The sequence below is a fragment of the uncultured Cellulomonas sp. genome (genome assembly GCF_963527515.1).
Lineage (GTDB): Bacteria > Actinomycetota > Actinomycetes > Actinomycetales > Cellulomonadaceae > Cellulomonas.
Genome location: NZ_CAURTV010000043.1, coordinates 1 through 26,288 on the forward strand (window position 1 = coordinate 1; position 26,288 = coordinate 26,288).

The 26,288-nt window shown below is 74.2% G+C and carries 23 protein-coding genes, 1 tRNA gene and 1 pseudogene; 13 read left to right on the plus strand and 12 right to left on the minus strand.

The features are described 5' to 3' along the window. A partial coding sequence (gene mshC / locus RYN42_RS11415) for a cysteine--1-D-myo-inosityl 2-amino-2-deoxy-alpha-D-glucopyranoside ligase (RefSeq protein ID WP_315096203.1) occupies positions 1–1,065 on the minus strand: 1,065 nt, incomplete at its 3' end. A gap of 40 nt (positions 1,066–1,105) precedes the next feature. On the opposite strand from mshC, the gene RYN42_RS11420 reads away from it, so the two are divergent. Beyond that, positions 1,106–2,116, plus strand: coding sequence for a CorA family divalent cation transporter (locus RYN42_RS11420; RefSeq protein ID WP_315096205.1), 1,011 nt, complete (start codon positions 1,106–1,108; stop codon positions 2,114–2,116). A 1-nt stretch (position 2,117) separates the two neighbouring features. Here the strand turns inward: RYN42_RS11420 and RYN42_RS11425 are convergent, their stop codons facing one another. Then, on the minus strand, positions 2,118–3,005 hold the full coding sequence (locus tag RYN42_RS11425) for an undecaprenyl-diphosphate phosphatase (RefSeq protein ID WP_315096244.1): 888 nt from the start codon (positions 3,003–3,005) through the stop codon (positions 2,118–2,120). Between the two features lie 78 nt (positions 3,006–3,083). Here RYN42_RS11425 and RYN42_RS11430 point away from each other — a divergent pair, with 78 nt between their 5' ends. Continuing rightward, the gene (locus RYN42_RS11430; RefSeq protein ID WP_315096207.1) at positions 3,084–4,043 is read left to right on the plus strand and encodes an aldo/keto reductase; all 960 of its coding nucleotides are present in this window, start codon (positions 3,084–3,086) and stop codon (positions 4,041–4,043) included. Here the strand turns inward: RYN42_RS11430 and RYN42_RS11435 are convergent. Beyond that, entirely contained in the window at positions 4,040–4,336 is a 297-nt protein-coding gene (locus RYN42_RS11435; RefSeq protein ID WP_315096209.1) for a primosomal protein, read from the minus strand. The genes RYN42_RS11430 and RYN42_RS11435 overlap by 4 nt on opposite strands. A 147-nt stretch (positions 4,337–4,483) precedes the next feature. Between RYN42_RS11435 and RYN42_RS11440 the strand changes: the two genes are divergently transcribed. Beyond that, on the plus strand, positions 4,484–4,738 hold the full coding sequence (locus RYN42_RS11440) for a DUF5703 family protein (protein WP_315096211.1): 255 nt from the start codon (positions 4,484–4,486) through the stop codon (positions 4,736–4,738). A gap of 11 nt (positions 4,739–4,749) precedes the next feature. Here the strand turns inward: RYN42_RS11440 and RYN42_RS11445 are convergent, their stop codons facing one another. Genes RYN42_RS11445 through ald form a run of 3 tightly spaced genes read right to left on the minus strand, consistent with a single transcriptional unit; the run spans position 4,750 to position 9,388 of the window. Next, complete coding sequence (locus tag RYN42_RS11445) at positions 4,750–6,093, minus strand: M20/M25/M40 family metallo-hydrolase (protein WP_315096213.1); 1,344 nt, start codon at positions 6,091–6,093, stop codon at positions 4,750–4,752. Between the two features lie 37 nt (positions 6,094–6,130). Further along, positions 6,131–8,215 carry a M3 family metallopeptidase gene (locus tag RYN42_RS11450; protein ID WP_315096215.1) on the minus strand — a complete coding sequence of 695 codons (2,085 nt, stop codon included), beginning with the start codon at positions 8,213–8,215 and terminating at the stop codon, positions 6,131–6,133. 54 nt (positions 8,216–8,269) lie between these two features. After that, on the minus strand, positions 8,270–9,388 hold the full coding sequence (gene ald, locus RYN42_RS11455) for an alanine dehydrogenase (RefSeq protein WP_315096217.1): 1,119 nt from the start codon (positions 9,386–9,388) through the stop codon (positions 8,270–8,272). A gap of 99 nt (positions 9,389–9,487) precedes the next feature. Here ald and RYN42_RS11460 point away from each other — a divergent pair, with 99 nt between their 5' ends. Beyond that, a complete protein-coding gene (locus tag RYN42_RS11460; protein WP_315096219.1) occupies positions 9,488–10,009 on the plus strand; it encodes an Lrp/AsnC family transcriptional regulator in 522 nt (173 codons plus the stop codon). On the opposite strand, the gene RYN42_RS11465 is transcribed toward RYN42_RS11460, so the two are convergent. Continuing rightward, positions 10,010–10,909, minus strand: a complete 900-nt coding sequence (locus RYN42_RS11465) for an aminoglycoside phosphotransferase family protein (RefSeq protein WP_315096221.1) — start codon at positions 10,907–10,909, stop codon at positions 10,010–10,012. A 155-nt stretch (positions 10,910–11,064) separates the two neighbouring features. Between RYN42_RS11465 and RYN42_RS11470 the strand changes: the two genes are divergently transcribed. The 3 genes from RYN42_RS11470 (at position 11,065) to RYN42_RS11480 (ending at position 14,132) form a co-directional block, all read left to right on the plus strand. Continuing rightward, positions 11,065–11,970, plus strand: a complete 906-nt coding sequence (locus tag RYN42_RS11470) for a matrixin family metalloprotease (RefSeq protein ID WP_315096223.1) — start codon at positions 11,065–11,067, stop codon at positions 11,968–11,970. Between the two features lie 125 nt (positions 11,971–12,095). Beyond that, positions 12,096–12,734, plus strand: a complete 639-nt coding sequence (locus tag RYN42_RS11475; RefSeq protein WP_315096225.1) for an alpha/beta hydrolase — start codon at positions 12,096–12,098, stop codon at positions 12,732–12,734. 36 nt (positions 12,735–12,770) lie between these two features. After that, complete coding sequence (locus tag RYN42_RS11480) at positions 12,771–14,132, plus strand: DNA polymerase IV (protein WP_315096227.1); 1,362 nt, start codon at positions 12,771–12,773, stop codon at positions 14,130–14,132. 6 nt (positions 14,133–14,138) lie between these two features. Here the strand turns inward: RYN42_RS11480 and RYN42_RS11485 are convergent, their stop codons facing one another. Further along, entirely contained in the window at positions 14,139–14,561 is a 423-nt protein-coding gene (locus RYN42_RS11485) for a ChaB family protein (protein WP_315096228.1), read from the minus strand. Between the two features lie 166 nt (positions 14,562–14,727). Here RYN42_RS11485 and RYN42_RS11490 point away from each other — a divergent pair, with 166 nt between their 5' ends. From RYN42_RS11490 to RYN42_RS11510, 5 genes are all read left to right on the plus strand, one after another. Beyond that, entirely contained in the window at positions 14,728–15,171 is a 444-nt protein-coding gene (locus RYN42_RS11490) for a transferase (protein ID WP_315096230.1), read from the plus strand. 100 nt (positions 15,172–15,271) lie between these two features. Beyond that, positions 15,272–16,630, plus strand: coding sequence for a solute carrier family 23 protein (locus RYN42_RS11495; RefSeq protein WP_315096232.1), 1,359 nt, complete (start codon positions 15,272–15,274; stop codon positions 16,628–16,630). A gap of 89 nt (positions 16,631–16,719) precedes the next feature. Next, complete coding sequence (locus RYN42_RS11500) at positions 16,720–17,331, plus strand: dihydrofolate reductase family protein (RefSeq protein ID WP_315096234.1); 612 nt, start codon at positions 16,720–16,722, stop codon at positions 17,329–17,331. Next, positions 17,321–18,433: a DNA glycosylase AlkZ-like family protein gene (locus tag RYN42_RS11505; RefSeq protein WP_315096236.1), complete on the plus strand. Its 1,113-nt coding sequence runs from the start codon at positions 17,321–17,323 to the stop codon at positions 18,431–18,433. The genes RYN42_RS11500 and RYN42_RS11505 overlap by 11 nt, the downstream gene beginning before the upstream one ends. Before the next feature lie 150 nt (positions 18,434–18,583). Continuing rightward, entirely contained in the window at positions 18,584–18,790 is a 207-nt protein-coding gene (locus tag RYN42_RS11510; protein WP_315096238.1) for a hypothetical protein, read from the plus strand. A 63-nt stretch (positions 18,791–18,853) separates the two neighbouring features. Here the strand turns inward: RYN42_RS11510 and RYN42_RS11515 are convergent. Beyond that, positions 18,854–18,936: transfer RNA gene (locus RYN42_RS11515), tRNA-Leu, on the minus strand. A gap of 146 nt (positions 18,937–19,082) precedes the next feature. Between RYN42_RS11515 and RYN42_RS11520 the strand changes: the two genes are divergently transcribed. Continuing rightward, a complete protein-coding gene (locus RYN42_RS11520; RefSeq protein ID WP_315096240.1) occupies positions 19,083–20,306 on the plus strand; it encodes an AI-2E family transporter in 1,224 nt (407 codons plus the stop codon). 3 nt (positions 20,307–20,309) lie between these two features. Here the strand turns inward: RYN42_RS11520 and RYN42_RS11525 are convergent, their stop codons facing one another. The 3 genes and pseudogenes from RYN42_RS11525 to RYN42_RS11535 form a co-directional block, all read right to left on the minus strand. Next, on the minus strand, positions 20,310–23,891 hold the full coding sequence (locus RYN42_RS11525; RefSeq protein WP_315096242.1) for a PHP domain-containing protein: 3,582 nt from the start codon (positions 23,889–23,891) through the stop codon (positions 20,310–20,312). Next, the gene (locus RYN42_RS11530; protein WP_315096243.1) at positions 23,884–25,686 is read right to left on the minus strand and encodes a DNA polymerase Y family protein; all 1,803 of its coding nucleotides are present in this window, start codon (positions 25,684–25,686) and stop codon (positions 23,884–23,886) included. The genes RYN42_RS11525 and RYN42_RS11530 overlap by 8 nt, the downstream gene beginning before the upstream one ends. After that, positions 25,683–26,288 (minus strand): annotated as a pseudogene (locus RYN42_RS11535) (hypothetical protein); the annotation flags it as partial. The pseudogene RYN42_RS11535 and the gene RYN42_RS11530, both read right to left, overlap by 4 nt.

Sequence of the window (26,288 nt, forward strand, 5' to 3'; positions counted from 1 at the left end):
GCCGGACACCGCGCGTCGCCAGTGCGCGAGGCGGTGCTCGGCGGCGTGCAGGGCCTCGTCCGTCCAGTCCCAGTCGTCGCGGTAGCGGTGGGCGAGGACGGCCGCCCGCACCGCCATCGGGTCGACACCCTGCTCGCGCAGCGTCGAGACCAGCACGAGGTTGCCGAGCGACTTGCTCATCTTCTGCCCGTCGAGCCCCACCATCCCGGTGTGCAGGTGGACGCGCGCACCGTGGCCCGCGTCGAGCAGCCGGGCGTGCGACGTGCTCATCTCGTGGTGCGGGAACAGCAGGTCCGAGCCGCCGCCCTCGACGTCGAAGGGCAGGCCGAGGGCGTCCCGCGCGATGACGGCGCACTCGATGTGCCAGCCGGGGCGCCCCCGCCCGAGCGGGCCACCGTCCCAGGCCGGCTCCCCCACCCGCTCCCGCCGCCAGAGCAGCGGGTCGAGGGGTGCGCGCTTGCCGGGCCGGTCGGGGTCCCCGCCGCGCTCGAGCGACAGGGTGCGCATGGTGTCGTCGTCGAGGCCGGCCACCGCGCCGAAGTCGATGTCCGCCGAGAGGTCGGCGTAGACGTCACCGAGCCCGTCGTCGGCGAGCGCCTCGGGCGTCGGGACGCGGTAGGCGGCACCGGCGGCGAGCAGCACCTGGACGGCGTCCACTACGGCGGGGATGACCTCGACCACGCCGGAGTAGACGTCGGGCGGGATGACGGCGAGCGCGGTCATGTCCTCGGCGTACAGCGCGGTCTGCGACGCCGCCAGGTCCCGCCAGTCGACACCCGTCGCCGCAGCGCGCTCCAGCAGCGGGTCGTCGACGTCGGTCACGTTGGAGGCGTACCGCACCCGGTAGCCGGCGTCCCGCCAGGCGCGGACGAGCACGTCGAACGCGACGTAGGTGGCCGCGTGCCCGAGGTGGGTGGCGTCGTACGGGGTGATGCCGCAGACGTAGAGGGAGGCATCCTGGCCGGCGGCGGCGGGCATGAGCCGGTCGGTCGAGGAGTCGCGTACCTGGACCGCGAGGCCTCGTCCGGGGAGCTGCGGGATGTACGGGGGCGGCCAGGTGAGCACGCCGGAAGCCTAACCGCGTCGCGAGGTCCACAATGCCGGGGTGACGCACGAGACCTCCGCCACCGACCCCCGCGAGCGCATCTGCGTGAAGACGTCCGACGGCTGGGTGGTGCGCCCTCCGGGGGCGTCGTCGTCGGGTCCGCGCTGGGTGATCGTCGAGACCATGGCCGAGCTGCCCGCCGCCGCGCGCAGGCACGGCATCGGCGAGCACGCCGTCGCCCTGCTCGAGCACCGCGGGCCCGGCGCGCACCCGTCCACCGTCGACCACCCCCTGCGCGCTCGGCTCGACCGGTCGCCCGACGGCGAGTTCGTCCTCACCGCTCCGACGCTCTCGTTCGTCGAGGCGACCAACGACGTCCACACCGGCGCGCTGACCTGCGTCGTGGGCACCGACGTCGTGCTCATGTCCGAGCTGGGCGACGCCGGCGTCATCCAGCACGCCGTGGACAAGCTCACCGGGGGGTTCCCCGTGCCGGACGAGGGGGTGCACCAGGTGCTCGCCGCGGTCGTGCTCTCCCTGGTCGCCGAGGCCTCCGACGTCGAGATCTCCCTCGGCGACGCGGTGGCCGACGCGGAACAGCTCGTGTTCTCGTCGACCCAGGGCGGGGACCCCGTCGAGAAGATCTACGACCTCAAGCGCGAGATCGCCGAGGCCCGCCGGGCGCTGGCTCCCCTGACCTCCGTTCTGCCGGAGCTCATCGCCGAGGCCGAGGAGGACCCGGAGCGCCGGCACTCCCAACCGTGGCTGCGTCGCGCCGTGAGCTGGGTCGACCGCCTGGACCAGCACCTCGACGGCTACGACGACCTGCTCGGCGACATGCTCTCCGTGCACCTGTCCCAGGTGTCGGTGCGACAGAACGAGGACGTGCGCAAGATCTCCTCGTGGGCCGCCATCGCCGCGGCACCGACCCTGGTCGCCAGCATCTACGGCATGAACTTCGACCACATGCCGGAGCTGACCTGGACGTTCGGCTATCCCCTGGCGATCGCCGTCATGGGTGGGGTCTGCGTGACGCTCTACCGGCTGTTCCGCCGGTCGGGGTGGCTCTGAGCTAGGTCGTCGCGGGCGTGCCACCGGCCTCGAGGGTGCCGGTGAGCAGCAGGATCACGACGAGCGCCGCCAGGCCCAGCCGGTAGTAGACGAACGGCTTGTAGCTGAACGTCGAGACGATCTTCAGGAACACGATGATGACGAGGTAGCCGACGACGAACGCGACCAGCGTCGCGACGAGGGTCGCCCCGAACCCCGGCGTGCCGCCGGTGCCGAAGTCGCCCAGGCTCTTGCCCAGCTGGAAGAGCCCGGACCCGAACACCGCCGGGATGGCCAGCAGGAACGAGTACCGCGCCGCGGCCTCCCGCGTGTAGCCCATGAGGAGCCCGCCGGTGATCGTGCCGCCGGAGCGCGACACGCCCGGGATCAGCGCCAGCGCCTGCCAGAACCCGAACTGCAGCGCGTGCCGACCGGTCAGCTCGGAGAGCTGCCGCTGCTTGGCGCCGCGGCCGTCGGCCCAGCCGAGGACGAGGGCGAACCCGGCCAGGGTGAGTGCGATGAGCCACAGGTTGCGGAACGTCTGCTCGATGGAGTCCTGGAACAGCAGGCCGAGCACCACGATGGGCACCGAGCCGAGCGCGATGAACCAGGCCATGAGTGCGTCGTGGTCGGCGGTCTGCCCGGCCGGCATCCCGGCGCGTGACCGCCAGTCGGTGCCGTGGTCCCCGCGCAGGGCCCGCCACCACGCGGTCACGATGCGCGCGATGTCGCGGCGGAAGTACAGGATCACCGCGGTCTCCGTGCCGAGCTGGGTGATCGCCGTGAACGCCGCCCCGGGGTCGGCCCCCATGAGGTCCCCCACGATGCGCAGGTGCGCGCTCGACGAGACCGGGAGGAACTCGGTCAATCCCTGCACGAGCCCCAGAAGGATCGCTTCGCCCAGTCCCATCGCCTCCGTCACCTGCGGAACGATAGCCGGGGTGCGTTGCCGCAGATGGCACCCACACGCCGATTAGGGTTGCGCCTCATGGAACAGCGCCACCTGGGCCGCACCGGTCTGCGGGTCTCCCGGCTCGGGCTCGGCACGATGACCTGGAGCCGCGACACCGACGCGCACGAGGCGACCGAGCAGCTCCGCGACTTCACCGACGCCGGCGGCACGCTCGTCGACACGTCGGCCTCCTACGCCGACGGCGGCGCCGAGGAGCTGCTCGGCGAGCTGCTGGGCGACGTGGTGCCGCGCGACGAGGTGGTCATCTGCACCAAGGCCGGCATCCGGCGCACCAGCAACGGGGGCGTGGTCGACGCCTCGCGCGGCGGGCTGCTGGCCTCGCTCGACGGCTCGCTGCGGCGGCTGCGGACCGACCACGTCGACCTGTGGCTCGTCCAGACGCCCGACCCGCGCACCCCGCTCGACGAGACGGTCTCCGCGCTGCGGCTCGCAGTCACCAGCGGACGGGCGCGCTACGTCGGGCTGTCGAACCACGCCGGCTGGCAGGTGGCCCGCGCGGCGAGCCTGCTCGAGGGCGAGGTGGGTCTCACGGCGGTCGAGGCCGAGTACTCGCTGCTCCAGCGCGGGATCGAGCGGGAGGTGGTGCCGGCGGCGGTCGCCCTCGGCGTCGGGGTGCTCGCGTGGTCACCGCTGGGCCGTGGCGTCCTCACCGGCAAGTACCGGCGCACCATCCCGGCGGACTCGCGGGCGGCGTCACCGCACCTCGCCGGCTTCGTCGAGCCGTACCTCGCGCGGTCGTCGGCGACGATCGTCGAGGCCGTGGCGACCGCGGCCGACGGTCTCGAGCGCACCCCGCTCGAGGTCGCGCTGGCGTGGGTGCAGGGCCGGGGCGTGGCGTCGGCCGTGGTGGGCGCCCGGACGGCGACGCAGCTGCGGGGGTCGCTGGCGGCGCAGGACCTCGTCCTGCCCGACGAGCTGCGCCGGGCGCTCGACGAGATCAGCGCGCCGGACCTGGGCTACCCCGAGCGGTTCTAGCGCGTCGCCTCGTCGGCGAGGTCGTCGACGTCCGCGTCGTCGTACTCCTCGTCGTCCTCCTCGTCACCGTCCTCGTCCTCGTCCTCGTCGTCCTCCTCCGCGAGGTAGAACGGCGTCGCCTCGCCGTGCACGGTGCCGAGCGCGTCGTCGTACACCTCGAAGGCGTCGGCCAGGATGTCGTAGGCGTCGTCGACGGCCGGGTCGTCCTCGCCGTGCGGCGCGACGACGGCGGTGTAGTGGGCCTCGAGGGCTGCGATCAGGCGGTCCAGCGCGGCACGGGGGTCGACGGTCATGCGATGACCGTAGCCTTACGCGAGGCACAATGGCAGCGCGTAAGGTTCTTCGGCACTGGGCCTCGCCAGAGCATCAGGTTCAGTGTCGCGAGAGCATCGAGTGCAGCATCGGGACGTAGGCGCGGACGGCGCGGGACGGGGTGGTCGATGACTTCCGGTCAGACTCGGACGAAGCGGCCGGACTGGGTCGCGCAGGGCGGTCAGTACGAGTACCGCGTGCTCCGGATCCCCGCCTCGACGTCCCGCAACGACGCCCGGCGGATGCTCACCGAGCAGGCGGAGCTCGGCCGGTGGGAGCTGTCCCGGACGCTCCTGTTCGCCGGTGGCGAGCGCAAGGTGTGGTTGCGACGCAAGGTCATCCGGGTACGCAGCACGCTGGCGGAGACGACGCTCCCGGACTGAGCCCCGGCCGGTCAGCAGGTCCGCAGGAGCCGGTCGAGGACGCGGGTGCCGAAGCGCAGCGCGTCGGTGGGCACGCGCTCGTCGACGCCGTGGAACATGCCCGCGAAGTCCAGCTCCGCGGGCAGGCGCAGCGGCGCGAAACCGTAGCCCGTGATGCCCAGCCGGGACAGCGACTTGTTGTCGGTGCCGCCGGAGAGCGTGTACGGCAGCACCGTCGCGTCCGGGTCCTCGGCCAGCAGCGACTCCACCATCCGGTCCACCAGGTCGCCGCCGAACGGGACCTCGAGCGCCGTGTCGTGGTGCAGCCGCTCGATGCGGACGTGCTCCCCCACCAGCCCGTCGACGGTGCGCACGAACTCGTCCTCGAGGCCCGGCAGGTAGCGGCCGTCGACGGTCGCCTCGGCGGAGCCCGGGATCACGTTGGCCTTGTAGCCGGCCGTGAGCTGGGTCGGGTTGGTGGTGTGGCGCAGCGTGGCGCCGACGAACTTCGCGGCCGGACCCAGCGCGGCGACCAGCCGGTCCACGGTCGCGGGGTCCTCCGGGTCGAACGGCAGGCCGGTCAGCCGGGCGACGCCCTCGAGCAGGGCGCGCACCGTCGGGGTCAGCTGCAGGGGCCACGGGTGGCGACCGAGGCGGGCGACAGCCTCCGCCAGGTGCGTGACGGCGTTGTCGGCGTTGACCTGGCTGCCGTGACCCGCCCGGCCGTCGGCCACGAGCCGCAGCCAGGACAGCCCCTTCTCCGCGGTCTGCAGCAGGTACGCCCGGTGCCCGGCGACGTCGACGGAGAAGCCGCCGACCTCGCTGATGGCCTCGGTGGCGCCCTCGAACAGCTCCGGCCGGTGGTCGACCGCCCAGCGGGCACCCATGCTGCCGCCGGCCTCCTCGTCAGCGAACATCGCCACGACCACGTCCCGAGCCGGCCGGCGACCCTCGCGGGCCATCTGCCGCACGACGGACAGGATCATCGCGTCCATGTCCTTCATGTCCACGGCGCCGCGGCCCCACACCAGCCCGTCCGTCTCCTCGGCGCCGAACGGGTCCACCGTCCAGTCCTCGGCCCGCGCCGGGACGACATCGAGGTGACCGTGGAGCACGAGCGCGGGCCGGCTCCGGTCCGCACCCTCGAGCCGGACGACGACGTTGGCCCGGCCGGGCGCGCTCTCGAACAGCTCCGGGGCGAGGCCCACCTCGGTGAGCAGGCCCATCACGTGCTCGGCGGCGGCGCGCTCCCCCGGCCCCGAGCCGTCACCGTAGTTCGACGTGTCGATGCGGATGAGGTCGCGGCAGATCTGCACGACCTCGTCCTGCGCGGTCACGGCAAAGGGCGTGCCGGAGGCCGGGTGGGTGACGGGCATGCCGTCCACCGTACCGGCCCCCGGACGCGTGCCGTCGTCAGTGCGCGGCGGCCCCGAGCAGACCGCGCCGCGCCAGGAGCGGCTCGATCCGCGGGTCGCGGCCCCGCAGGTCCCGGAACGCCTGCATGGGATCCACCGAGCCGCCTCGGGAGAGCAGCCTCGCCCGGAAGGTGTCGCCGTTGGCGCGGTCGAGCCCGCCATTCTCTCGGAACCACTCGACGGTGTCGGCGTCGAGCACCTCCGACCAGATGTAGGAGTAGTAGCCGGCCGAGTAGCCGCCCCCGAACACGTGGTTGAAGTAGGTGGTGCGGTAGCGAGGCGGCACAGGGGCGTAGTCGACGCCCGCGCGCCGCAACGCCTCAGCCTCGAACTCCTCCACCTGCTCGACGCCGGTCGGCACCTCGTCCGGGGTCAGCCGGTACCAGGCCTGGTCCAGCAGCGCGGCCGCGAGGTACTCCGTCGTCGCGAACCCCTCGCCGTCCTGCCGGGCGGCCAGCAGCGTGTCCACCCACTCCGTGGGCATCGGCTCGCCGGTCTCGTGGTGCAGCGCGAACGACCGCAGGATCGACGGCTCCCAGGCCCACATCTCGTTGACCTGCGACGGGTACTCCACGAAGTCGCGCGGTACCTCCGTGCCGGACTGCGAGGGCCACCGGACCGCGGAGAACAGCCCGTGCAGGGCGTGGCCGAACTCGTGGAACATCGTGATCACCTCGTCCCACGCGAGCAGGGTCGGCTCCCCCGGCGGCGGCTTCGGGATGTTGAGGTTGTTCACCACGACCGGCTGCTCGCCCAGCAGCGTCGACTGGTCGACGAGATTGTTCATCCACGCGCCACCGCGCTTGGACTCCCGGGTCCAGTAGTCGCCGAGGAACAGGCCGAGCCCGCTGCCGTCGACGTCGAACACCTCGAACACGCGGACGTCCGGGTGGTAGCCCACCAGGTCGTGGCGCTCGGCGAACGTGAGCCCGAAGAGCGCGGTCGCGGCGCGGAAGACGCCGTCGGCCAGCACGCGGTCGAGCTCCAGGTAGGGGCGCAGGATCGCGTCGTCGAGGGACCGCCGCTCCTTCTTGACCTGCTCGGCGTAGAACTGCCAGTCCCACGGCTCGAGGCGGGCGTCCGGGTGGTCCCGGCCGAGCGCCTCGGCCAGGTCCGCACCCTCGGCCCGGGCGTTGGCCACAGCCGCCGGCGCGAGCCGCTCGAGGATGTCGGAGACGGCCTCGGCGGTCGTCGCGGTCGCGTCGGCGGCGACGTACTGCGCGTGGTGCGCGTAGCCCAGCAGCTGTGCGCGCTCCGCACGGGCGCGCACGAGGCCGAGCAGCGTGGGCCGCGTGTCGTGCGGGGCGGAGGTGCCGCGCCCGGTCGACGCCCGGAAGACCCGCTCGCGCAGAGCCCGGTCCCGCAGGACGGCCAGCGGTGCCTGCTGCGTCGGCAGGGCCAGCTCGAGGAACCACCCCTGCTCGTGGCCGCGGTCGCGGGCAGCCTTCGCCGCGGCCGCGCGCGCGTCGTCCGACAGGCCGTCCAGCTCGTCCTCGTCCGTCACCAGGACGCCCGCTGCGTTGGTGGCCGCCAGCAGGTCGCGGCCGAACGCGGTCTCAAGGCTCATGATCTCGGCGTTCAGCGCGCGCAGGCGGTCCTGGGACGCCTCGTCGAGCCCGACGCCCGCGCGCACGAACTGCGTGTGCGTGCGGTGCAGGAGCCACGCGGTGTCCGGCTCGAGGTCCAGTGCGCCGGACTCCACGTCGGCCTGCAGCGCCGCGACGCGCGCGTAGAGCCGGGCGTCGAGGTAGATCGCGTCGTGGTGGGCCGCGAACAGGGGTGCGATCTCCTCCTCGACGGCCTCGAGACCGGGCGTCGAGTCGGCGCTCGTCTGGTTGTAGAAGCTCACTGCCGCCCGGTGCAGGAGCCGGCCCGACCGCTCGAGCGCCTCGAGCGTGTTCTCGACGGTGGGCGGGGCGGGGTCGGCGGCGATCGCCTCGATCTGCGCCCGCTGCTGATCCATCCCGGCGAGCAGGGCCGGGCGATAGTGCTCCTCGCGGATCTGCGTGTGGTCCGGCAGTCCGTACGGGAGGGTGGAGGCGGCGCCGAAGGGGTTGTCGGCGGGGAGGTCGGTCGGCTGCATGGCGGCCATCATCCCCGAGGGTCCCCGTCCGCGCGCGGCACGGAGTCGGTCGAGTCAGGCGAGGGCGCCGGTGCGTGCCGCGTGCGTGGGGTAGCCGTGCGCCTGTCCGACGGCCGCGTTGTAGAGCTGTCCGTCGTGCGTGGTGAGGCCTGCGGCGAGGGCGGGGTCGGCCGCGAGCGCCGCGGTCCAGCCCAGGTCCGCGAGCGCGTCCAGGTACGGCAGCGTCACGTTGGTCAGGGCACGGGTGGACGTCACCGGCACGGCTCCCGGCATGTTGGCGACGCAGTAGAGGACGGACCCGTGCACCTGGAACGTCGGGTCGTCGTGCGTGGTGGCGCGGGTGTCCTGGAAGCAGCCGCCCTGGTCCACGGCCACGTCGACGAGCACCGACCCGGGCCGCATGCGGGACACCAGCTCGTTGGTGACCAGGCGGGGCGCGCGGGCGCCGGGGACGAGCACGGCGCCGATCACCAGGTCGGCGTCCAGCAGCTCGCGCTCGATCGCGTAGGCGCTGGACGCCACGGTGCGCACGCGGCCGCCGAAGGCCGAGTCCGTGTCGCGCAGCCGCGGCATGGACACGTCGAGCACCGCGACGTCGGCGCGCATGCCCACGGCGATCTCGGCGGCGTGCCGGCCGACGACGCCGCCGCCGAGCACCACGACCTTGGCGGCGTCGACCCCCGGCACCCCGCCGAGCAGCACCCCCGCGCCGCCCTCGTTCTTCATGAGGTGGTACGCGCCCACCTGGGTGGCCAGCCGCCCGGCCACCTCGCTCATCGGCGCGAGCAGCGGCAGCGACCCGTCGGGCAGCTGCACGGTCTCGTATGCGATCGAGGTGGTACCGGCCGCGAGCAGCGCGTCGGTGGCCGGCCGGTCCGCCGCCAGGTGCAGGTAGGTGAACAGCAGGAGGTCCTCGCGCAGGAACCCGTACTCGCCGGCTACCGGCTCCTTGACCTTGCAGACGAGGTCGGCGCTCCCCCAGACCTCGGCGGCGTCGGCGACGACCTGCGCTCCGGCGGCGGCGAACTGCTCGTCCGTGATCGCCGAGCCCGCGCCGGCGCCGGCCTGGACCAGGACCTGGTGCCCCGACGCCACCAGCTGGTGGACGCCCGCCGGCGTGACCGCCACGCGGTACTCGTGGTTCTTGACCTCGCTGGGGATGCCGACCTTCATGGTGGTCTCCGTCCGGGGTGGGGCTCGTAGTTGCCACGATTCTGAACTTCCTGTGTTGCGAACGCGTGACGTAGGGCGATGATTCGCTAGAATCGGCCAATGTCCGTCGATGGTTCGATCCGCGGCTCCCAGACCGGTCCTGACCGAACTCGGTTCGGGCAGCCGGTGCTGGACGACGTCGACAGGCACCTGCTCAGCGAGCTGGAGCGGGACGGGCGCATCTCGAACAAGGAGCTGGCCGCCCTGGTCGGCATCGCTCCGTCCACCTGCCACGCGCGCGTCCGGGCACTCCGCGAGTCCGGCGTGCTTCGCGGCTTCCACGCCCAGGTGGACCCCGAGGCGGTCGGCCGCGGGCTGCAGGCGATGATCGCGGTGCGGCTCCAGCCGTCCGCGCGTGCGCGGCTCAGCGACGTGGCGCACCGGCTGGTGCAGCGACCCGAGGTGCGCGACGTGTACCTGCTGGGCGGCGTCGACGACGTGCTCGTCCACGTGGCCGTGCGGGACTCCCCCGAGCTGCGCGCGTTCGTGCTCGAGCACCTGAGCACCCGCCCCGAGGTGGCCCACACGCAGACCAGCCTGGTGTTCGAGCACGTGCACGCCCCCGGCACCGCCGCGATCTGATCAGGGCAGGAGCTGCCGCCAGACGGCTGCCTGACCGAGGGTCCGCCGCCCGCCCGGCTCGTCGCCGAGCTGGTCCCAGACCCACAGGGCGGACTCGGTGCACCGGGCGAACCCCCACGCCGCGACCCGTCCGGGATCGAGGCCCAGGAGGTCGGCCACCAGGGTGGTCCGGCTGCGCAGCACCGACTCGGGATCGGCGTGCTCGAAGGGGTCGTCGACCTGCTCGAGCAGGGGCCACAGGTCGTAGGCCGGGTCGCCGCGCAGGGGCTTGGGGTCGATCGCGAGCCACCGTCCCTCACCTGCCGCCAGCACGTTCCCTGGGTTGAGGTCGCCGTGCACCAGCACCTGCGAGCGCCCCGGGAGCTCGCGCAGCAGGTCCGCCGCCGCCCTGACGTCCACGCCGTGCCGCACCCCGCGCTCCTCCAGGAGGTCAGCCCACGCGGCGCAGACCTCCGACATCGCCGGGACGGCCGCAGGTCCGGCGACCGACCACAGCGCCCGCGCCACCTCGGCGGCCACCGCCAGACGTTCGGGCGCGGAGCCCGGGGCGGCGGACAGCGGCGTCCCGGGAGCGACCCGTGCGAGCAGCAGCGCCCAGTCGTCCTCGTGCGTGCCCAGCACCTCCGGCACCCCGTGACCGTGCCAGGCGCGCAGGGCCAGGGCCTCGTGCCGCGCCTCGTCGTGCGGGAAGGAGATCTTCAGCACCACGAGCCGTCCGTCCGGGAGCGTGCCCGGCGCGCACCAGGACGACGCGCCGTCGGTGAACGGCGCCCCGAGCTGCAGACCCCACCGCTCGCGCCCACGGGCGACGAGGTCCGGCAGGCGCTCGAGCCACGCCCGGCCGGCGGACGTGCGGCCGGGGCCGTCGAGGAGGATCTCCGGGACCGATAGCGGCGTCACCTCACTCCTCTCGACTCCTCTCGTCGTGTGCCGGTCAGTATCCCCGTGCTGGTCCCACCGGGTGAACGGCACGGGCGCACAGCAGGACGGCGGGAGCACCGGTGCGCCGCGTGTGCGATCCTGCGCGCACCGACGGGCAGACGCAGGAGGCACGGGTGAGCGCTCGAGACCCGCAGGGGCTCAACCCCTGGGTCGACGCGCGTGGCGGGGAGCCCTACCCGCTGCTCCTGCCGAACCCCCGCACGTCCGTCGACGAGCGCACCGTGCGGTTCCTCGGTCCCGCGGTGCGCGTCCGCCGCGGGCCGCGGGGAGGCTTCCTGCTGGTCGCCGCCGTGCTGACCGCGGCGCTGGTCCTCGGGGGCTTCTGGTGGATGTCGACGTCACCGGTGTTCGGGCCGCCGAGCGGGCTCGAGGAGGCGGAGGCTCCCTTGGGCGCCCCGCCTCCGGTCCCCGCGGGCGGCGGCGCCTTCGCGTTCTCGAGCATCCAGCCCGACGGCAGCGGCCCCGTCACGTACAGCCCGTGCCGACCCATCCACTACGTGGTGCGGGCGGACGGCGGACCGGCCAACGCCGACCAGCTCATCCACACGGCGGTCGAGAGCATCTCCGCGGCGACCGGACTGCAGTTCGTCGACGACGGCGCCACGCAGGAGGCGCCCAGCGCGGACCGCAAGGCCTACCAGCCGGACGCCTACGGCCGGCGCTGGGCGCCGGTGCTGGTGACGTGGTCGACACCCGAGGAGACGCCCGAGCTGGACGGTGACGTCGCGGGGATCGGCGGCTCGGCGGCGGTGACGCGCGCGGGGCGGTCGGTCTACGTCACGGGGTCGATCACGCTCGACGGCGGGGACATCGGCGCGCTCGCCGCGGTCCCGGCCACGCAGCCCACCGCGTTCGGGATCGTCGTGCACGAGTTCGCCCACCTCGTCGGTCTCGACCACATCGACGACCCGACGCAGCTGATGTACCCGAGCACCAGCCCGACCGTCTCGCAGCTCGGCAGCGGAGACCTGGCGGGGCTCGCCGCGCTCGGCAGCGGCGCGTGCGCGCCGCACGTCTGACCGATCCCTCCACACGGGCCACCCATCCTCCGTCGCGCTTCTCCCAGGTCGCGCGCGTACTCTCGCGGCAGACCGTCGACAGCGCACACCCGGGAGCCCTCATCCACGCTCGACCGATCGTCCTCGTGCACGGCACCCGCACGTCGTCCGCGATCTGGCGCCGGCAGGTGGACGCCCTGGAGCTCTCCGGGCACCACACCGTCGCCCTGGACCTGCCGGGGCACGGCCGGCGCGCGCACGAGCGGTTCAGCCTCGAGGGAGCGCTGGCAGCGATCGACGAGGCCGTCGACTCCTGCCCCGAGCCCCCGCTGCTGGTCGGCCTCTCCCTCGGGGGCTACACCAGCCTCGCCTACGCGCGGCAGCACGAGCACAAGATCGTCGGCGTGGTGCTGGCGGGGTGCTCCACCGAGATCAGGGGCAAGCCCGTGGCCGCCTACCGCCGGGCGGCCGGGATGCTCACGCGGGCGCTGCGGCTGGGCGGACCGGACTGGAACGTCGTCACGGACATGCTCACCGAGCTGGCGGGCTACTCGCCCCTGACCGACCTGCGCCGGACGCTGGTCCCGGTCTGGCTGGTGAACGGGCGGCGCGACCCCCTACGGCTCGACGAGCGCCGCTACCTCGGCGCACGCCCCGGCACCCGGCTGACCGTGGTGCCCCGCGCCGGGCACGACGTGAACACGCACGCGCCCGTCGCGTTCAACCGGATCCTGCTCGGCGCGCTGCACGAGCTGCGTCCGCGCAGCGTCCTCGCCGCCGCCTGAGCGCGCCCGGCCCGTCCGGGCAGGCACAGTAGGGGCGTGGATCCCGCGCAGCGTGCCGACGCCTCCCGGCTGCGCACCCGGGCGACCGTGCTGCACGCCGACGCCGACTCCTTCTTCGCCGCCGTCGAGCAGCGGGACAAGCCGTCGCTGCGCGGTCGACCCGTGCTGGTCGGCGGCACCGGCCCGCGCGGCGTCGTGTCGACCGCGTCCTACGAGGCCCGGCGCGCGGGGGCCCGCTCGGCCATGTCGATGAGCCGGGCGCGCCGCCTGTGCCCGGCAGCCGCGGTGCTCCACCCGCGGTTCGAGGCGTACTCGGCGTACTCGCGGGTCATCATGTCGGCGCTGGGCGCCCTGTCCGAGCTGATCGAGCCGCTGAGCATCGACGAGGCCTTCGTCGACCTCGAGGCGGGCCCGTACGCCGACGACCCGGCACGCGCCGCCGCCGAGGTCCGCGGTCGGATCCGCGACCTCACCGGCCTCGCGGTCTCCATCGGGATCGGCCGGACCAAGCTGGTCGCCAAGCTCGCCTCCGACGCGGGCAAGCCGGACGGGCTGCTGGTCGTCGAGCCGGCGGCCGAGGACGCCTTCCTCCTGCCGCTGCCGGTGCGCGCGGTGCCCGGCATCGGTCCCGCGACGGCCGCGGCGCTCGAACGCCTCGACGTCCGGACCGTCGCCGACCTGCGCCGGCAGCCGCTGGACGTCCTGACCATGACGGTCGGCGAGTCGTCGGGCACCAACCTGTACCGGCTCGCGCGGGGCATCGACCCGCGGCCCGTCGCACCCGGTGCCGAGCGCAAGTCCGTCGGCGCCGAGCGCACCTTCGCCGAGGACATCTTCGGGACCGACCTCGTCGCGGCCGCGATCGACCGCGTGACCGACGAGGCGCTGCGCCGCCTGGGCGCCCACGGCGGCGGCGCACGGACGGTCGTCGCCAAGGTCAGGTTCGCCGACTTCACCACGCTGACCCGCTCCGTCACGCTCCCCCAGCCCACCGCCGAGCCCGCCGAGCTGCGCGCCGCCGCGCACCAGGCCGCGCGCGCGGCCGGCATCAGCGACTCGGTCCGGCTGCTCGGGGTGTCCTTCCACAACCTGTCGGCGCACGCGCAGCTGACCCTGCCGTGGGGCGAGGAGGAGTCCGCGCCGGCGGTCGTCACGGAGCAGGAGGAGCCGACCGAGGTGCCGGCACGGCTCGAGCTGCTCTCGCAGGAGAACGCGCGGCCCGGCCTGGACGTCGAGCACGCGACCCTCGGCCGGGGCTGGGTGGTGCACGTGCGGGGCAGGCAGGCGACCGTCAGGTTCGAGAGCGTGCACACCCCACCGGCGCGATCCCAGGTGGTCGACCTCGACGCCGACCCGCTCCTGCTGGTCCCGCCGCTCGTCCCGGCAGCCGACGCCTGACCGCGGTCAGCCGAGTGCCCGCCGGCTGCGACGGTCGTTCTCCTTGCCGATCGCCTCGACCAGCTCCTCCTTGGTCATCCGCGACCGACCGTCGACGCCCAGCTCCTTGGCGAGGTCGTACAGGTGCGCCTTGCTGGCGTTGGCGTCGACGCCACCCGCCGTCGGGGCGTCCGAGTCGGCACCCTCCTCGGCGTGCGGGTCCGACGGCCCGTACTCCGCCTTGGGGCGCCAGCTGTCGCCGACCTTCTCGTGCGTGTGCTTGAGCGCGGCGAACGCGACCCGGTGGGCGCGCTCCTCGTCGCCGTCGTACTGCTCGATGGCCGCGTCGTACGTGTGCGCGAACGTGCGCTGCGCCTTCTCGTCCGAGCGCTGCAGCGTGCTCGGCAGCTCGCTCTGCCTGGCGGCTCCGGAACGTGTCGTCTTGGGCACCGTCCACCTCCCTGGTCTGGGGACGCACTCGATCGTCGCGCCGTGCGCGCGGGCCCGCCACTCGTCCCGTCGTGGGCCGTTGGTCACTGGCTCCGGCAGGGGACAACTCGGACGATGGCAGGACCCGTCGCACACGCCCGGGCGTCGTGACGACCAGGAGAGCGCAGTGACAGTCAGCACCGAGCGACGGCCCACCGCACGCGTCGACGTCGAGACCATCTGGGGCGCGGTCGCCCAGTACCTCCCGCACCCCAACGGTGGAGGGCTGGTGGCCGTCACCGCACGCGTCCACGAGGACGCCCTCGTGCACGAGTCCGCGTACGTCGAGGCCGGAGCCGTCGTCGGTGCGGGTGCCTCCCTCGGCGCCAGCTGCTGGGTGGACACCGACGTGCGGGTCGGCGACGGCGCCCGGATCGCGCGGAACGTGTACCTGGGCGCCGGCTCCCGGATCGGCGCCGGGGCACGGATCGGCACCGGTGCGCGCGTCGGTGCGTCCGTGGTCGTCGCGCCGGGCGCGCGGGTCGCCACCGACGCGGTGGTCCCCGACCGCGACGTCGTCCTGGCCCACGACCGACGCCCGCGGCAGGACGCCGGCACCGCCGCCAGGTAGGGCGGCTGGCGGAACCGTCGGCCGCGTTGCTAGCGTCCGCCTGCCGCACACGTGCACGGGGCGACCTCTGCCCTGCAACTTCGACGAGTAGGGACTGCCCATGAGCATCGGATGGCGGCTGCACGGTGACGGCAGGACGGTCCCGGTCGGGGAGGTCGTCGCCCCCGACGAGCGCCTCACCTGGCCGCGGACCATCGGCATCGGCATGCAGCACGTGGTGGCGATGTTCGGCGCCACGTTCCTGGTCCCGCTGCTGACCGGCTTCTCGCCGGCGACGACCCTGTTCTTCTCCGCCGTCGGCACGGTGGTGTTCCTGCTCGTCACGCGCAACAGGCTGCCCAGCTACCTGGGCTCCTCGTTCGCGTTCATCGCCCCCATCGGTGCCGCGACGGCTACCGGCGGCCAGTCCGTGGCGCTGGGCGGCATCGTGGTGGTCGGCGTGCTGCTCGCGGCCATCGGCGCCGTGGTGCACGTCGCCGGCGCCGGCTGGATCGACAGGCTCATGCCCCCGGTGGTCACCGGCACGATCGTGGCGCTCATCGGGCTCAACCTCGCACCGGTCGCCTGGGGGACCTGCACCCAGAGCGTGGTCGACGGGTCGATCGTCGAGACGTGCACCAACGGCTTCCGGGCCGCCCCGATCACCGCCCTGGCCACGCTGCTCGCGATCATCCTGTGCACCGTGCTCTTCCGCGGCATCCTCGGGCGCCTGTCGATCCTGGTCGGCGTGCTGGTCGGCTACGCGGTCGCCAACCTGCGCGGAGAGGTCGACTTCTCGGGCGTGCGCGCCGCCGACTGGGTCGGGTTCCCGCAGTTCCTCACCCCGACGTTCGACATCGCCGTCCTCGGGCTGTTCGTCCCCGTGGTGCTGGTCCTGGTGGCCGAGAACATCGGCCACGTGAAGTCCGTCGCCGCGATGACCGGGCACGACATGGACCCGCTGGCCGGGCGCGCCCTGTTCTCCGACGGCATCGCCACCACCCTGGCCGGGCTCGGCGGCGGCTCGGGAACCACCACGTACGCCGAGAACATCGGCGTCATGGCGGCCACCAAGGTGTACTCCACGGCGGCGTACTGGGTCGCCGCCGCGACCGCGCTCGTCCTCTCGCTGTCACCGAAGTTCGGCGCCGTGGTGGCCTCGATCCCCGCGGGCGTCCTGGGCGGAGCGACCACGGTGCTCTACGGGATGATCGGCATCCTCGGCGCCCGCATCTGGGTGCAGAACAGGGTGGACTTCTCCGACCCGAAGAACCTCACGACGGCCGCCGTGGCGCTGGTCGTGGGCATCGCGAACTTCACGTGGGCGCCCGGCGACCTGATCTTCGGCGGCATCGCGCTGGGCACGGCCGCCGCGCTGATCGTCTACCACCTCATGCGGGTGCTCGCCGTGTGGCGGGGCACCAGCCAGGAGCCCGCGTCCCCGGCCTCCGTCCCCGCGGTCGATCCCGCGCAGCGGTAGCCGCCGGGGGCTGTCCGGATGTGGGTGGTGTGCGGTCTGATCGTCTCGAACGGTCGCGTGGGCGACCGACCACGACACGGAGGACCCCGATGGCGACGATCGTCTCCACCCTGTTCATCTCGCTCGACGGCGTGGCCGAGATCGACCCGGCCTGGCACTTCCCGTACTTCGACGAGCGCATGGGTGCCGCGGTCGGCGAGGACTACGAGGACGTCGACGTCCTGGTGCTCGGCCGCGTCACCTACGACAGCTTTGCGGGTGCCTGGCCGGAGCGGGAGGCGGCCGGCGGCGAGGACGCCACGTTCGCCGCGCAGCTCGGCGACGTCCGCAAGGTCGTGGCGACCCGCGGCGAGCAGGACCTCGGCTGGCGGAACGCCGAGCCGTCGAGCGACATCGTCCAGGCCGTCACCGCCCTGAAGGCAGACCCGCGCATCGGCAAGATCCTGGTCGCCGGCTCGATCTCGGTGGTCCGCCAGCTCCTCGCCGCCGGCCTGCTGGACGAGCTGAGCCTCTTCGTGCACCCCGTCGCGGCCCGCAGCGGGGAGCGGCTCTTCGACGACGGCGAGCCCATCTACCCGCTGCACCTGCTGCGCTCGGACGTGTTCCCCACGGGCGTGGTCCGCCTCGTGTACGCGCCGAGCGAGCTGCCGGGCAGCCAGACGTACGACGACGTCACCGACAAGGTGCCCGGTGGCGCCTGACCGGCTCACGTGGCCGCAGGCGCTCGCCTGGCGGCTGCGCCGACAGCTCCTCGACCCCGTGGACGACGTGTCCGTCGTCGACGTCGTACGGGCCGTCGGGGCGCTCCCCGGCCAGGACGACGCCGAGGCCGAGCTGGCGATCGGTGCGCGGCGGCTCCGGCCGCGGCCGGGCGACGTCGCGCGCGCCGTGGCCGCCGGCGAGCTGGTCCGCACGTTCGCGTTCCGCGGCGCCGTCCACCTCGCGACGCCCGAGGGCGCCGGCGCCTACCTCGCGCTGCGCGCGTCCAGCCGGATGTGGGAGCTGCCCAGCTGGCAGACCTTCTACGGGCTCGCCCCGGCGGACTGGCCGGCGTTCCGGCAGGCGGTGCGCGACGCCCTCGCAGGCGGCCCGCTGACTCCGTCGGCGCTCGGGGCAGTCCTCACGAGCCAGCCCACGTACCGCCACCTCGACACCGTCTTCGCGGACAACCCCTGGAGCCTCGTGAAGGCGCTCGCCTGGCAGGGTGACCTGTGCTTCGGGCCGTCGCGCGACGGGCAGGCGACGCTCCAGCGCCTGGACGGCAACCCGCGCTGGACCGGCCTCGTGGACCTGGACGAGGCCGGCAGGTGGGCCGTCGAGGCCTACGTCCGGGCGTACGGGCCCACGACGCCCGGGCACCTGCAGTACTGGCTCGGCGAGGGGCTGGGCGTCCGGCGCGCGCACCTGCGGTCCTGGCTCGCGGACCTCGCGGACCGGCTGGCGCCGGTCGAGGTGGACGGCGAGCCCGCGGTCGTGCTGCACGAGGACCTCGCGGAGCTGGTGTCGACTGCCCCGGCGACGAGCGTCCGGCTGCTGCCGAGGTACGACCAGTGGGTGCTCGGACCGGGCACCGCGGACCCGCACGTGGTGCCGCCGGCCGAGCGCGCACTGGTCAGCCGCGGGGCGAACCTCGCGGTCGTCGGCGGGGTGGTCCGCGGCACGTGGTCTCTCTCGCGGGACGAGGTCGACGTCACCTGGTTCGCGGGCACGGACGCGGTCGCCCGGGACGACGTGGCCGCCCAGGTCGAGCGGCTGGCGACGGTCGCCGGGAGGCCGCTGCGCCTCTCCGCCGGTCCAGCCTGACCGACTGGCACCTCCGGATCGCTCCGTCCGGATCGCGAGACCGGTGTGACGGTCGCACCGACCGGCCGCATGATGGCTGGGCGCCGACAACGAGGTCGTCGTGGGGCCGGCACCGTCGCCGGCCCGAGCTGCAGCCGAGCAGGATGGTCGATGAGGACGAACCCGCGCACCGTCGCCCTGTGGGCGGCCCCTGTCCTTGCACTGGCGCTCGTGACCGCGCTGGTCTCGTCCGTCGAGCCCCTCTGGACGTCCTGGCCCGGCGCCACCGTGCGGTTCGGCGGGTTCGTCGCCGTCGCGGTCGGGCTCTACGCGCTGGCGGGGCGCTGGGAGCGTCGCGCGCATCCGGACCGGGGCTGAGACGAGCACACCCCCGACCGCGTCTCCGCAGATCAGGGGTGTTTTCGTCGCTGTCTCAACGAGTGTCCGGAAAGGGACTTGAACCCTCACGCCCGTTAGGGCACTAGCACCTCAAGCTAGCGCGTCTGCCATTCCGCCACCCGGACAGGTGGACCGCAGGGCACCCGGAGGCGCCCTCAGGTGCGGCAGAAAAGATATCACGGCGCGGCGGCCGGGCACGCATCCGCCCCCCGGGGCACACTGGCGGCAGACGCCGGGATCAGCATGCCCCGGCCGCGACGCGGGGAGCCTCATGACCGACGCCAGCCCGACCGGACGGGTCCCGTCCAGCACCGCGGTGCGCAAGGTCGCAGGCGCCCGTCGCAACCCCAGCGTGTACGGCGCCGAGCAGACGGCGCCCCGGTGGCTGCGCAACACCGCGGGGGTGTCGTGGCGGCTGCTCGTGGTCATCGCGATGGTCGCCCTGATCTTCTACGCCACCTCGCGCGTGCAGCTGCTGTTCGTCGCGGTGTTCCTCGCGTTCGTGTTCACCGCCGTGCTGCGCCCCGCGGTCGACTTCCTCGACCGCTGGATGCCGCGAGGGCTGGCCACCGCACTCAGCATCCTCGGCGGGATCGTCTTCTTCCTCGGGCTGCTGACCTACGTCGGCTACTCGATCGCCAACCAGTGGACCGACCTCACCACGCAGTTCAGCGACGGCATCGACCAGATCACCGACTTCCTGGAGAACGGTCCCCTGCCGTTCACCATCACCAACGACCAGATCGCCGAGTGGATCAGCAACGGTCAGCAGTGGGTGCAGGAGCACGCCGGCGACCTGGCCAGCCAGGCGGCCGCGGGCGCGGGCTCGGTGGTGGAGGTGTTCACCGCGCTCGCTCTGGCGATCTTCTGCACGGTCTTCTTCCTGGCACGCGGCCGCGAGATGTGGACCTGGTTCCTCAACCAGCTGCCCTCGCGGGTGCGCGAGAGCTGGAAGACGGCCGGGGGCGCCGGCTGGTACACGTTCTCGGGGTACACCCGCGGCACCGTGATCATCGCGGTCACCGACGGCCTGCTCGCCTTCATCCTGCTGAGCATCCTGCGCGTGCCGCTCTCGGCCCCGCTCGCGGTCCTCGTGATGATCGGTGCGTTCATCCCGCTGATCGGCGCACCCGCCGCGATGGTGATCGCGATGATCGTGGCACTGGCCGCCAACGGCCTGCTCTCCGCGGCGATCGTCGGCATCGGGATCGCCCTCATCGGACAGTTCGAGGGCCACATCCTGCAACCGATCGTGATGGGCAAGCAGGTGTCGATCCACCCCGTCGGCATCGCGCTCGCCGTCACCGCGGGCACCCTGACCGCCGGCATCCTCGGCGCGGTCATCTCGGTGCCGCTGGTGGCGGTGTGCTGGGCGATCTTCTCGCGGCTGCGCACTCTGGACCCGCCGATGGAGGAGTCCGAGGCGGACGACGAGGTGGCGCCCGTGGACAGGGTGCAGGAGATCGACGACGACGAGGCCGTCAAGCAGCCCTGACGGTCAGCGGAAGTCGCGCGACGCCGACCGGACCTTGAGCGACATCGGGGTCAGGTGCTCCGCCACCAGGTTGGTCGCGCCGTCCGACCGTTCCAGCCGGCCGCGCACCACGAGGGCGCGTGACGTGCGGGCCACCTTGCGGAACTTCTGCCACAGCCCCGCCGAGCAGATGACGTTGAGCAGCCCGGTCTCGTCCTCGAGGGACAGGAACGTGATCCCGCCGGCGGTCCCCGGTCGCTGCCGGTGGGTCACGACGCCGGCGACGGCCACCCGTCGGCCGATCTCGTGGGAGTACGCCTGCTCGACCCGCAGGACGCCGGCCGCGTCGAGGCCCTCGCGCACGAACTGCGTCGGGTAGGAGTCCACCGAGACGCCCGTGGCCCACACGTCCGCGGTGGCGACCTCGACGTCGCTCAACCCGGGGAGCGTCGGCGCGCTGACGCCCACGGAGACCCCCGGCAGCGTGTCCGGGCCCTCCTGCGCCAGCGCCCCGGCCGCCCAGAGCGCCTCCCGTCGGGTGACCCCGAGGCTGTCCAGCGCGCCGGCGGTGGCGAGCGCCTCGAGCTGCGCGGTCGACAGCTGCACCCGCCGCACCAGCTGGCGCAGGTCCGCGAACGGCCCGTGCGCCCGGCGCTCGTCGACCAGCCGCTGGGCCACGTCCTCCCCGACGGACCGCACCGAGGCGATCCCGAGGCGGACCGCCAGCGAGCGCGTCCCGTCGCCCGTGCGCTCCCCCACCGGTGCGGCCGGTCCGGTGCCGCTCGGCGCCGGCACCAGCAGCGGCTCGCCGCCCTCCGGGGTCGGACTCAGCCGCTCGACGCACGCCTGCACGTCGGAGGCCTGCACGTCCGGGCGCAGCACCTCCAGGCCGTGCCGGCGCGCATCGGCCGCGAGGCTCTGCGGCGAGTAGAAGCCCATGGGCTGCGCGGCCAGCAGCCCCGCGTAGAACGCGGCCGGGTGGTACACCTTCAGCCACGCGCTGGCGTAGACCAGGAACGCGAACGAGTACGCGTGCGACTCGGGGAACCCGAAGTCGGCGAACGCCTTGAGCTTGTCGAAGATCTCCGTGCCGGTCTGCTCGTCGATCCCGTGCCCGGCCATGCCCGACATCAACCGGTCGCGCATGGCCTCCATCCGCTCGGTCGACCGCTTGGAGCCCATCGCCCGGCGCAGCTGGTCGGCCTCCGCCGGGGTGAAGTCGGCGACGTCGATCGCCATCTGCATGAGCTGCTCCTGGAACAGCGGCACGCCCTTGGTCTTGGCCAGCGACTTCTCCAGCAGCGGGTGCAGGTACGTGACCGGCTGGCGGCCGTGCGCGCGCTCGATGTACGGGTGCACCGAGCCGCCCTGGATGGGACCGGGGCGGATGAGGGCGACCTCGATGACGATGTCGTAGAACGTGCGCGGCTGCAGGCGCGGCAGGGTGCCCATCTGCGCACGCGACTCCACCTGGAACACCCCGACGGTGTCCGCGGCGCTGAGCAGGTCGTACACGCGCGGGTCCTCCGCCGGCAGCCCGTGCAGGTCCAGCTCCTGACCCTCGTGCTCACGCACGGACGTGAACCCGATGCGCAGCGCGGTGAGCATGCCCAGGCCGAGCAGGTCGAACTTCACCAGCCCCGCGTCCGCGCAGTCCTCCTTGTCCCACTGCAGCACCGTGCGCCCCGGCATCCGCGCCCACTCCACCGGGCACACCTCGATCACCGGCCGGTCGCACATGACCATGCCGCCCGAGTGGATGCCGAGGTGGCGCGGCAGCCGCAGGAACCGGTCGGCCAGGTCGATGACGTGCTCCGGGATCTCGTCGAGGTCGCTCGCCGAGGGTGGCAGGACGGTGGGGACGACGTCGTGCCCGTCCGCCGTGACGAGGCCGGGGGTGTCGACGCCCTTCGGGGAGCGCAGCACCGACGGCGGCTCCCACGTGTTGCCCCACATCGACGCCTGCGTGCGCCGGCGCTCGTCGCGCGCGGTGGTGGGTGCCTGCGCCACGGGTCCGGCGTGGTCGGTGTGTGGACGGGGGCGCCGGCTCGAGGACGGCTTCTCGGGCGGGGGTGGTGCGGCCGGGCGCAGGCTGCCCCACCGCTCGATCGACGATGCCCACGCGTCCTGCTGCCCCGCGTCGTACCCGAGCGCCCGCGCCGCGTCCCGGACGGCCGACCGTGGTCGGTAGGAGATGACGTTCGCCACCTGGGCGGCGTGCGTCCGGCCGTGCTTCTCGTAGACGTACTGGATGACCTCCTTGCGGCGCGCGGACTCGATGTCCACGTCGATGTCCGGCGGACCGTCCCGCTCCGGCGCGAGGAACCGCTCGAACAGCAGCCCGTGCCGCACCGCGTCGACGGCGGTGACCCGTAGCGCGTAGCAGACCGCCGAGTTGGCGGCCGAGCCGCGACCTTGCGCGAGGATCCCGTTGCGGCGACAGAAGTCGACCAGGTCGTAGACCACGAGGAAGTACCCGGGGAAGCCGAGGTCCTCGATGACGGTCAGCTCGTGCGCCAGCTGCGCGTACGCGCCGGGCACCCGCTCGGCCTCCGGCGGCCCGTACAGCTCCAGGGCGCCGCGCCGGACCAGCTCGCGCAGCCACGTGGCCTCGGTGTGGCCGGGCGGCACCGGGTACGGCGGGAGCTGGGGCGCGACGAGGGACAGGTCGAACGCGCACTCGTCGGCCAGGTCCGCCGCGGTGACCACGGCCGACGGGTGCCGACGGTGCAGCGCGAGCATCTCGGTCGCCGACCGCAGGTGCGCCATCGGCCCGCCGGGCAGCCAGCCGTCCAGGTCCTCCAGCGACGACCGAGCGCGGACGGCGGCGAGCGCCGCGGCCAGGTCGGCGTCCCGCGGGGTGGCGTAGTGCACGTTCCCCGTGGCGACGAGCGGAAGACCGGCGTCGGCCGCGAGGCCCGCGAGGGCGTCGGCACGGTCGGTGTCGTACGGGTCCCCCGCCGCGGTGACCTCGACCGCCACGTTGTCCTTGCCGAACAGGGCGACGAGCCGGTCCAGCTCGGTCCTGGCCGCCTCGATCCCGGCCGCGGTCACCTCGGTGACCCCCGAGGGGTCCCCTCCCGCGAGCGCGCGCCGGACCGACCCCTTGCGGCAGCCGGTGAGCACGAGCCACTGCCCGGCGGCGGTCGCGGCGAGCTCCTCGAGCCGGTAGTCCGCGGCGCCCTTCCTGCCGGTCCGCAGATGGGCCTCCGCGATCGCGCGGGACAGGGCGCGGTAGCCGTCGGGTCCGCGCGCGAGCACCAGGAGATGGGACGCGCGCGGGTCCGGGACTCCCGTCGGCAGGTCGAGCACGGGCGGTCCGGGCGTGACGCGCGCGGCCTCCCGGGGGTGCCGACGACCGTCCGGCGCCGGCAGGTGCAGCTCCGCGCCGAACACCGTGGGCAGCCCGACGGCCTTGGCCGCCTGCGCGAACCGCACCACGCCGTAGAGCCCGTCGTGGTCGGTGAGCCCGAGCGCGCGCAGGCCCAGCCGCGACGCCTCGGCGGCGAGCTCCTCGGGCTGGCTGGCGCCGTCGAGGAAGCTGAACGCGGAGTGCGCGTGCAGCTCGGCGTACCGCGGGGGGAAGGGTGCCGATCGCTCAGTCATACGTCGCCTCGCACGTCCAGCCGGTGGCCGAGCACGCCAGCAGCACCGCGCGGCCGTCGTCGAACGTCACCTGCAGGTGTGCCCGCAGACCGGGGCGGTCGTCGGCCGCCACCCACCAGCGCTCGCTCAGCAGCCACGGCCCGGCCCACCCGACGACCGCGCGCGGCCCGTCGGCGGGCAGCTGCACCGGCGTGACGTCCCGCGCGGTGACCCGACGCGACGGTCCGCGCCCCAGGCCATCCTCGGCCGTCTCCCGCGGCAGCCACCGCACCCAGGCAGGCTCGCTGCTCATCCCGCTGCGCACGTCGAGCACCACGGGCGCGCCGGTGGAGTCCCGGACGTCGACGCGGTCCGGCGGGTCCAGCACGGTCGCCGGCGCCGGGTCGGGCAGCCGTCCCGGCCAGGGCCGGTCCACCGGTCGCGCCGGCTCGGTCTGCTCGCCCCAGGGCTGGAGGTGCACCTGGTCGCGTACGTCCCGCCCGCCCTGCAGCGTCGCGACGAGGATCCCCGACCCCCCGACGATCCCCTGCACCCGGTCGAGCGCCCGGTGCGCGCGCAGGTCACCGCCGGACGGTCCGCCCCACAGCCGCCCCTGCTCGGCGCCCGCGGAGGCGACGTCCAGCGCGGTGATCGCGAGGTGGACCAGGGTGACCGCGCGGGACTCCTCGCCGTGCCACGGGTCCACCGGCAGGTCGTCGTGCGCCCACGGGTCCCTGCCGGACGCGACGGCGTCCCGTGCCGAGCGGTGCCGCGCCCGGGCGGCCGGGTCGTCCGCCGCCCGGCTGCGGGCCGTCTCGATCGCGCTCGACGCCAGCCAGCCCTCCAGCTGCCACCGGATCCGGTCCGTGATCCGGGCGGGGGTCAGCCCGCCCCAGCCGCCCAGGTCGGTCCGCCAGGTGCGTACCAGGTCGACGCCCTCGTCGGTGCGTGCCGCGATCTGCAGTCGTCCGCACGTCACGGAGTGCTGCAGGAGCAGGGCGTGCAGCTCCTCCGCCAGCCGTCGGCCGGCGAACGTGGCGGTGTCCACCCGGTCGAGCGGCGGGTCGAGGTCGGTGGCCACCTCCAGGTCCGCCTCCGGTCGGCGCCGGGCGGGCGGGCGTTCGTCGTCGCCGCGGGCGAGCGTCTGCGCCCACGCGCCGAGCCGCCCGAAGCGCGCGTGCACGTCGGTGGGCGGCAGCGCGGCGAGCTGACCGAGCTGTCTCAGCCCCAGACGGTGCAGGAGGTCCACCAGCTGGGCCACCGCGGTGGCGGCCTCGTCGGTGACCGCCGCGTGCACCAGCTCGCTCATCGCGCGCGGGGCCAGGTACGCCGCCGACGCCCCCGGGGGCACCACCGCACCGGTCCGGGTGGCCAGCACGGCGGCGAGCAGCCCGTCCGCCGTGCCCACCGCGCACTCGTGCCCCGACCCCACCGCGACCGCGTCGATGAGCAGCTCCGCGAGGGCGTCCTCCGACCCGTGGTACCGGCTGGCCCCGCCCGCGGGCAGCAGCAGCATCCCGGCGCGGACCACCTCGATGCCCGCCACCACGGTCTCCGCAGCCGCCGCGACCGGCTCGAACAGCCGCACGTCACGCGCGTCGTCCGCGGGCAGCAGCACCAGCTCCGGGCAGACGCCCTGCGCCTGCCGCCGCCGCATCCCCCGGCGCACCCCCTCGGCCCGCGCGAGCGCCGACACGGCGGTGAGCTGGCGCCCGTCGTGCACCGCGGTGGGCACGTGCGGCGGCACCTGCTCGGAGGTCGCCGCGGCCACCACCGGCCAGTCCGGGACCCACAGGACGGTCGTGCGCGTGCTCATCCGACGAGCCTCAGTCCCGGTGCCGGTGCCTGGACCTGCGGTGCGGGTGCGGAGCCCAGAGGCAGGGTCAGGTCCAGCGCACGCGGCACGGCGGCGCTGCCCCGGCCGGTGCGGACCAGCCGGAGCTCGTGCGTGCGCAGCCGCCCCTCGCCCGCGTCGATCCCCGTCCACCGGCCCGACTCGACCGTGAGCACCACCCCGGCGCCGGGCCAGTCGGTGGTGGCCAGCAGCACCGACCCGCGGTCCCGGGCACGCGCGGACAGCTTGCGGCGGTCTGCGTCCGTGAGCGCCGCCTCGGGGCCGACCACGACCACGTCGACGCCGTCGAGCAGCGCGGCCACCACGGTCGGCGCCTCGAGGCCCGGGCGCGGGACCACGGCCAGCCGGTCGAGCGACACCCCCGCCTGGGACGCCGCGAGCAGGCCGATGGTGGGCTGGCCGACGACGGCCGCCCACGCCCCACCGGCGCACGCGTGGGCGAGCATGGCGAGCACCAGCGACGTCGACCCCGTGACCACCGTCGTGGCGCCGCGCCGCAGCCCCCCGGGGCGGCTCGGGGGCCCCGGCGGGGGGCCCCCCCACCGCGGGGGGGGGGTGGGGGT

Bases quoted from the DNA above. Each gene is read 5' to 3' on its own strand.
- RYN42_RS11440 (WP_315096211.1), top strand. From the start codon at position 4,484: ATGACTTCCGGTCAGACTCGGACGAAGCGGCCGGACTGGGTCGCGCAG.
- RYN42_RS11450 (WP_315096215.1), bottom strand. From the start codon at position 8,215: ATGCAGCCGACCGACCTCCCCGCCGACAACCCCTTCGGCGCCGCCTCC.
- RYN42_RS11500 (WP_315096234.1), top strand. From the start codon at position 16,720: ATGGCGACGATCGTCTCCACCCTGTTCATCTCGCTCGACGGCGTGGCC.
- ald (WP_315096217.1), bottom strand. From the start codon at position 9,388: ATGAAGGTCGGCATCCCCAGCGAGGTCAAGAACCACGAGTACCGCGTG.
- RYN42_RS11430 (WP_315096207.1), top strand. From the start codon at position 3,084: ATGGAACAGCGCCACCTGGGCCGCACCGGTCTGCGGGTCTCCCGGCTC.
- RYN42_RS11425 (WP_315096244.1), bottom strand. From the start codon at position 3,005: ATGGGACTGGGCGAAGCGATCCTTCTGGGGCTCGTGCAGGGATTGACC.
- RYN42_RS11495 (WP_315096232.1), top strand. From the start codon at position 15,272: ATGAGCATCGGATGGCGGCTGCACGGTGACGGCAGGACGGTCCCGGTC.
- RYN42_RS11530 (WP_315096243.1), bottom strand. From the start codon at position 25,686: ATGAGCACGCGCACGACCGTCCTGTGGGTCCCGGACTGGCCGGTGGTG.
- RYN42_RS11510 (WP_315096238.1), top strand. From the start codon at position 18,584: ATGAGGACGAACCCGCGCACCGTCGCCCTGTGGGCGGCCCCTGTCCTT.
- RYN42_RS11460 (WP_315096219.1), top strand. From the start codon at position 9,488: ATGTCCGTCGATGGTTCGATCCGCGGCTCCCAGACCGGTCCTGACCGA.
- RYN42_RS11445 (WP_315096213.1), bottom strand. From the start codon at position 6,093: ATGCCCGTCACCCACCCGGCCTCCGGCACGCCCTTTGCCGTGACCGCG.
- RYN42_RS11520 (WP_315096240.1), top strand. From the start codon at position 19,083: ATGACCGACGCCAGCCCGACCGGACGGGTCCCGTCCAGCACCGCGGTG.
- RYN42_RS11435 (WP_315096209.1), bottom strand. From the start codon at position 4,336: ATGACCGTCGACCCCCGTGCCGCGCTGGACCGCCTGATCGCAGCCCTC.
- RYN42_RS11525 (WP_315096242.1), bottom strand. From the start codon at position 23,891: ATGACTGAGCGATCGGCACCCTTCCCCCCGCGGTACGCCGAGCTGCAC.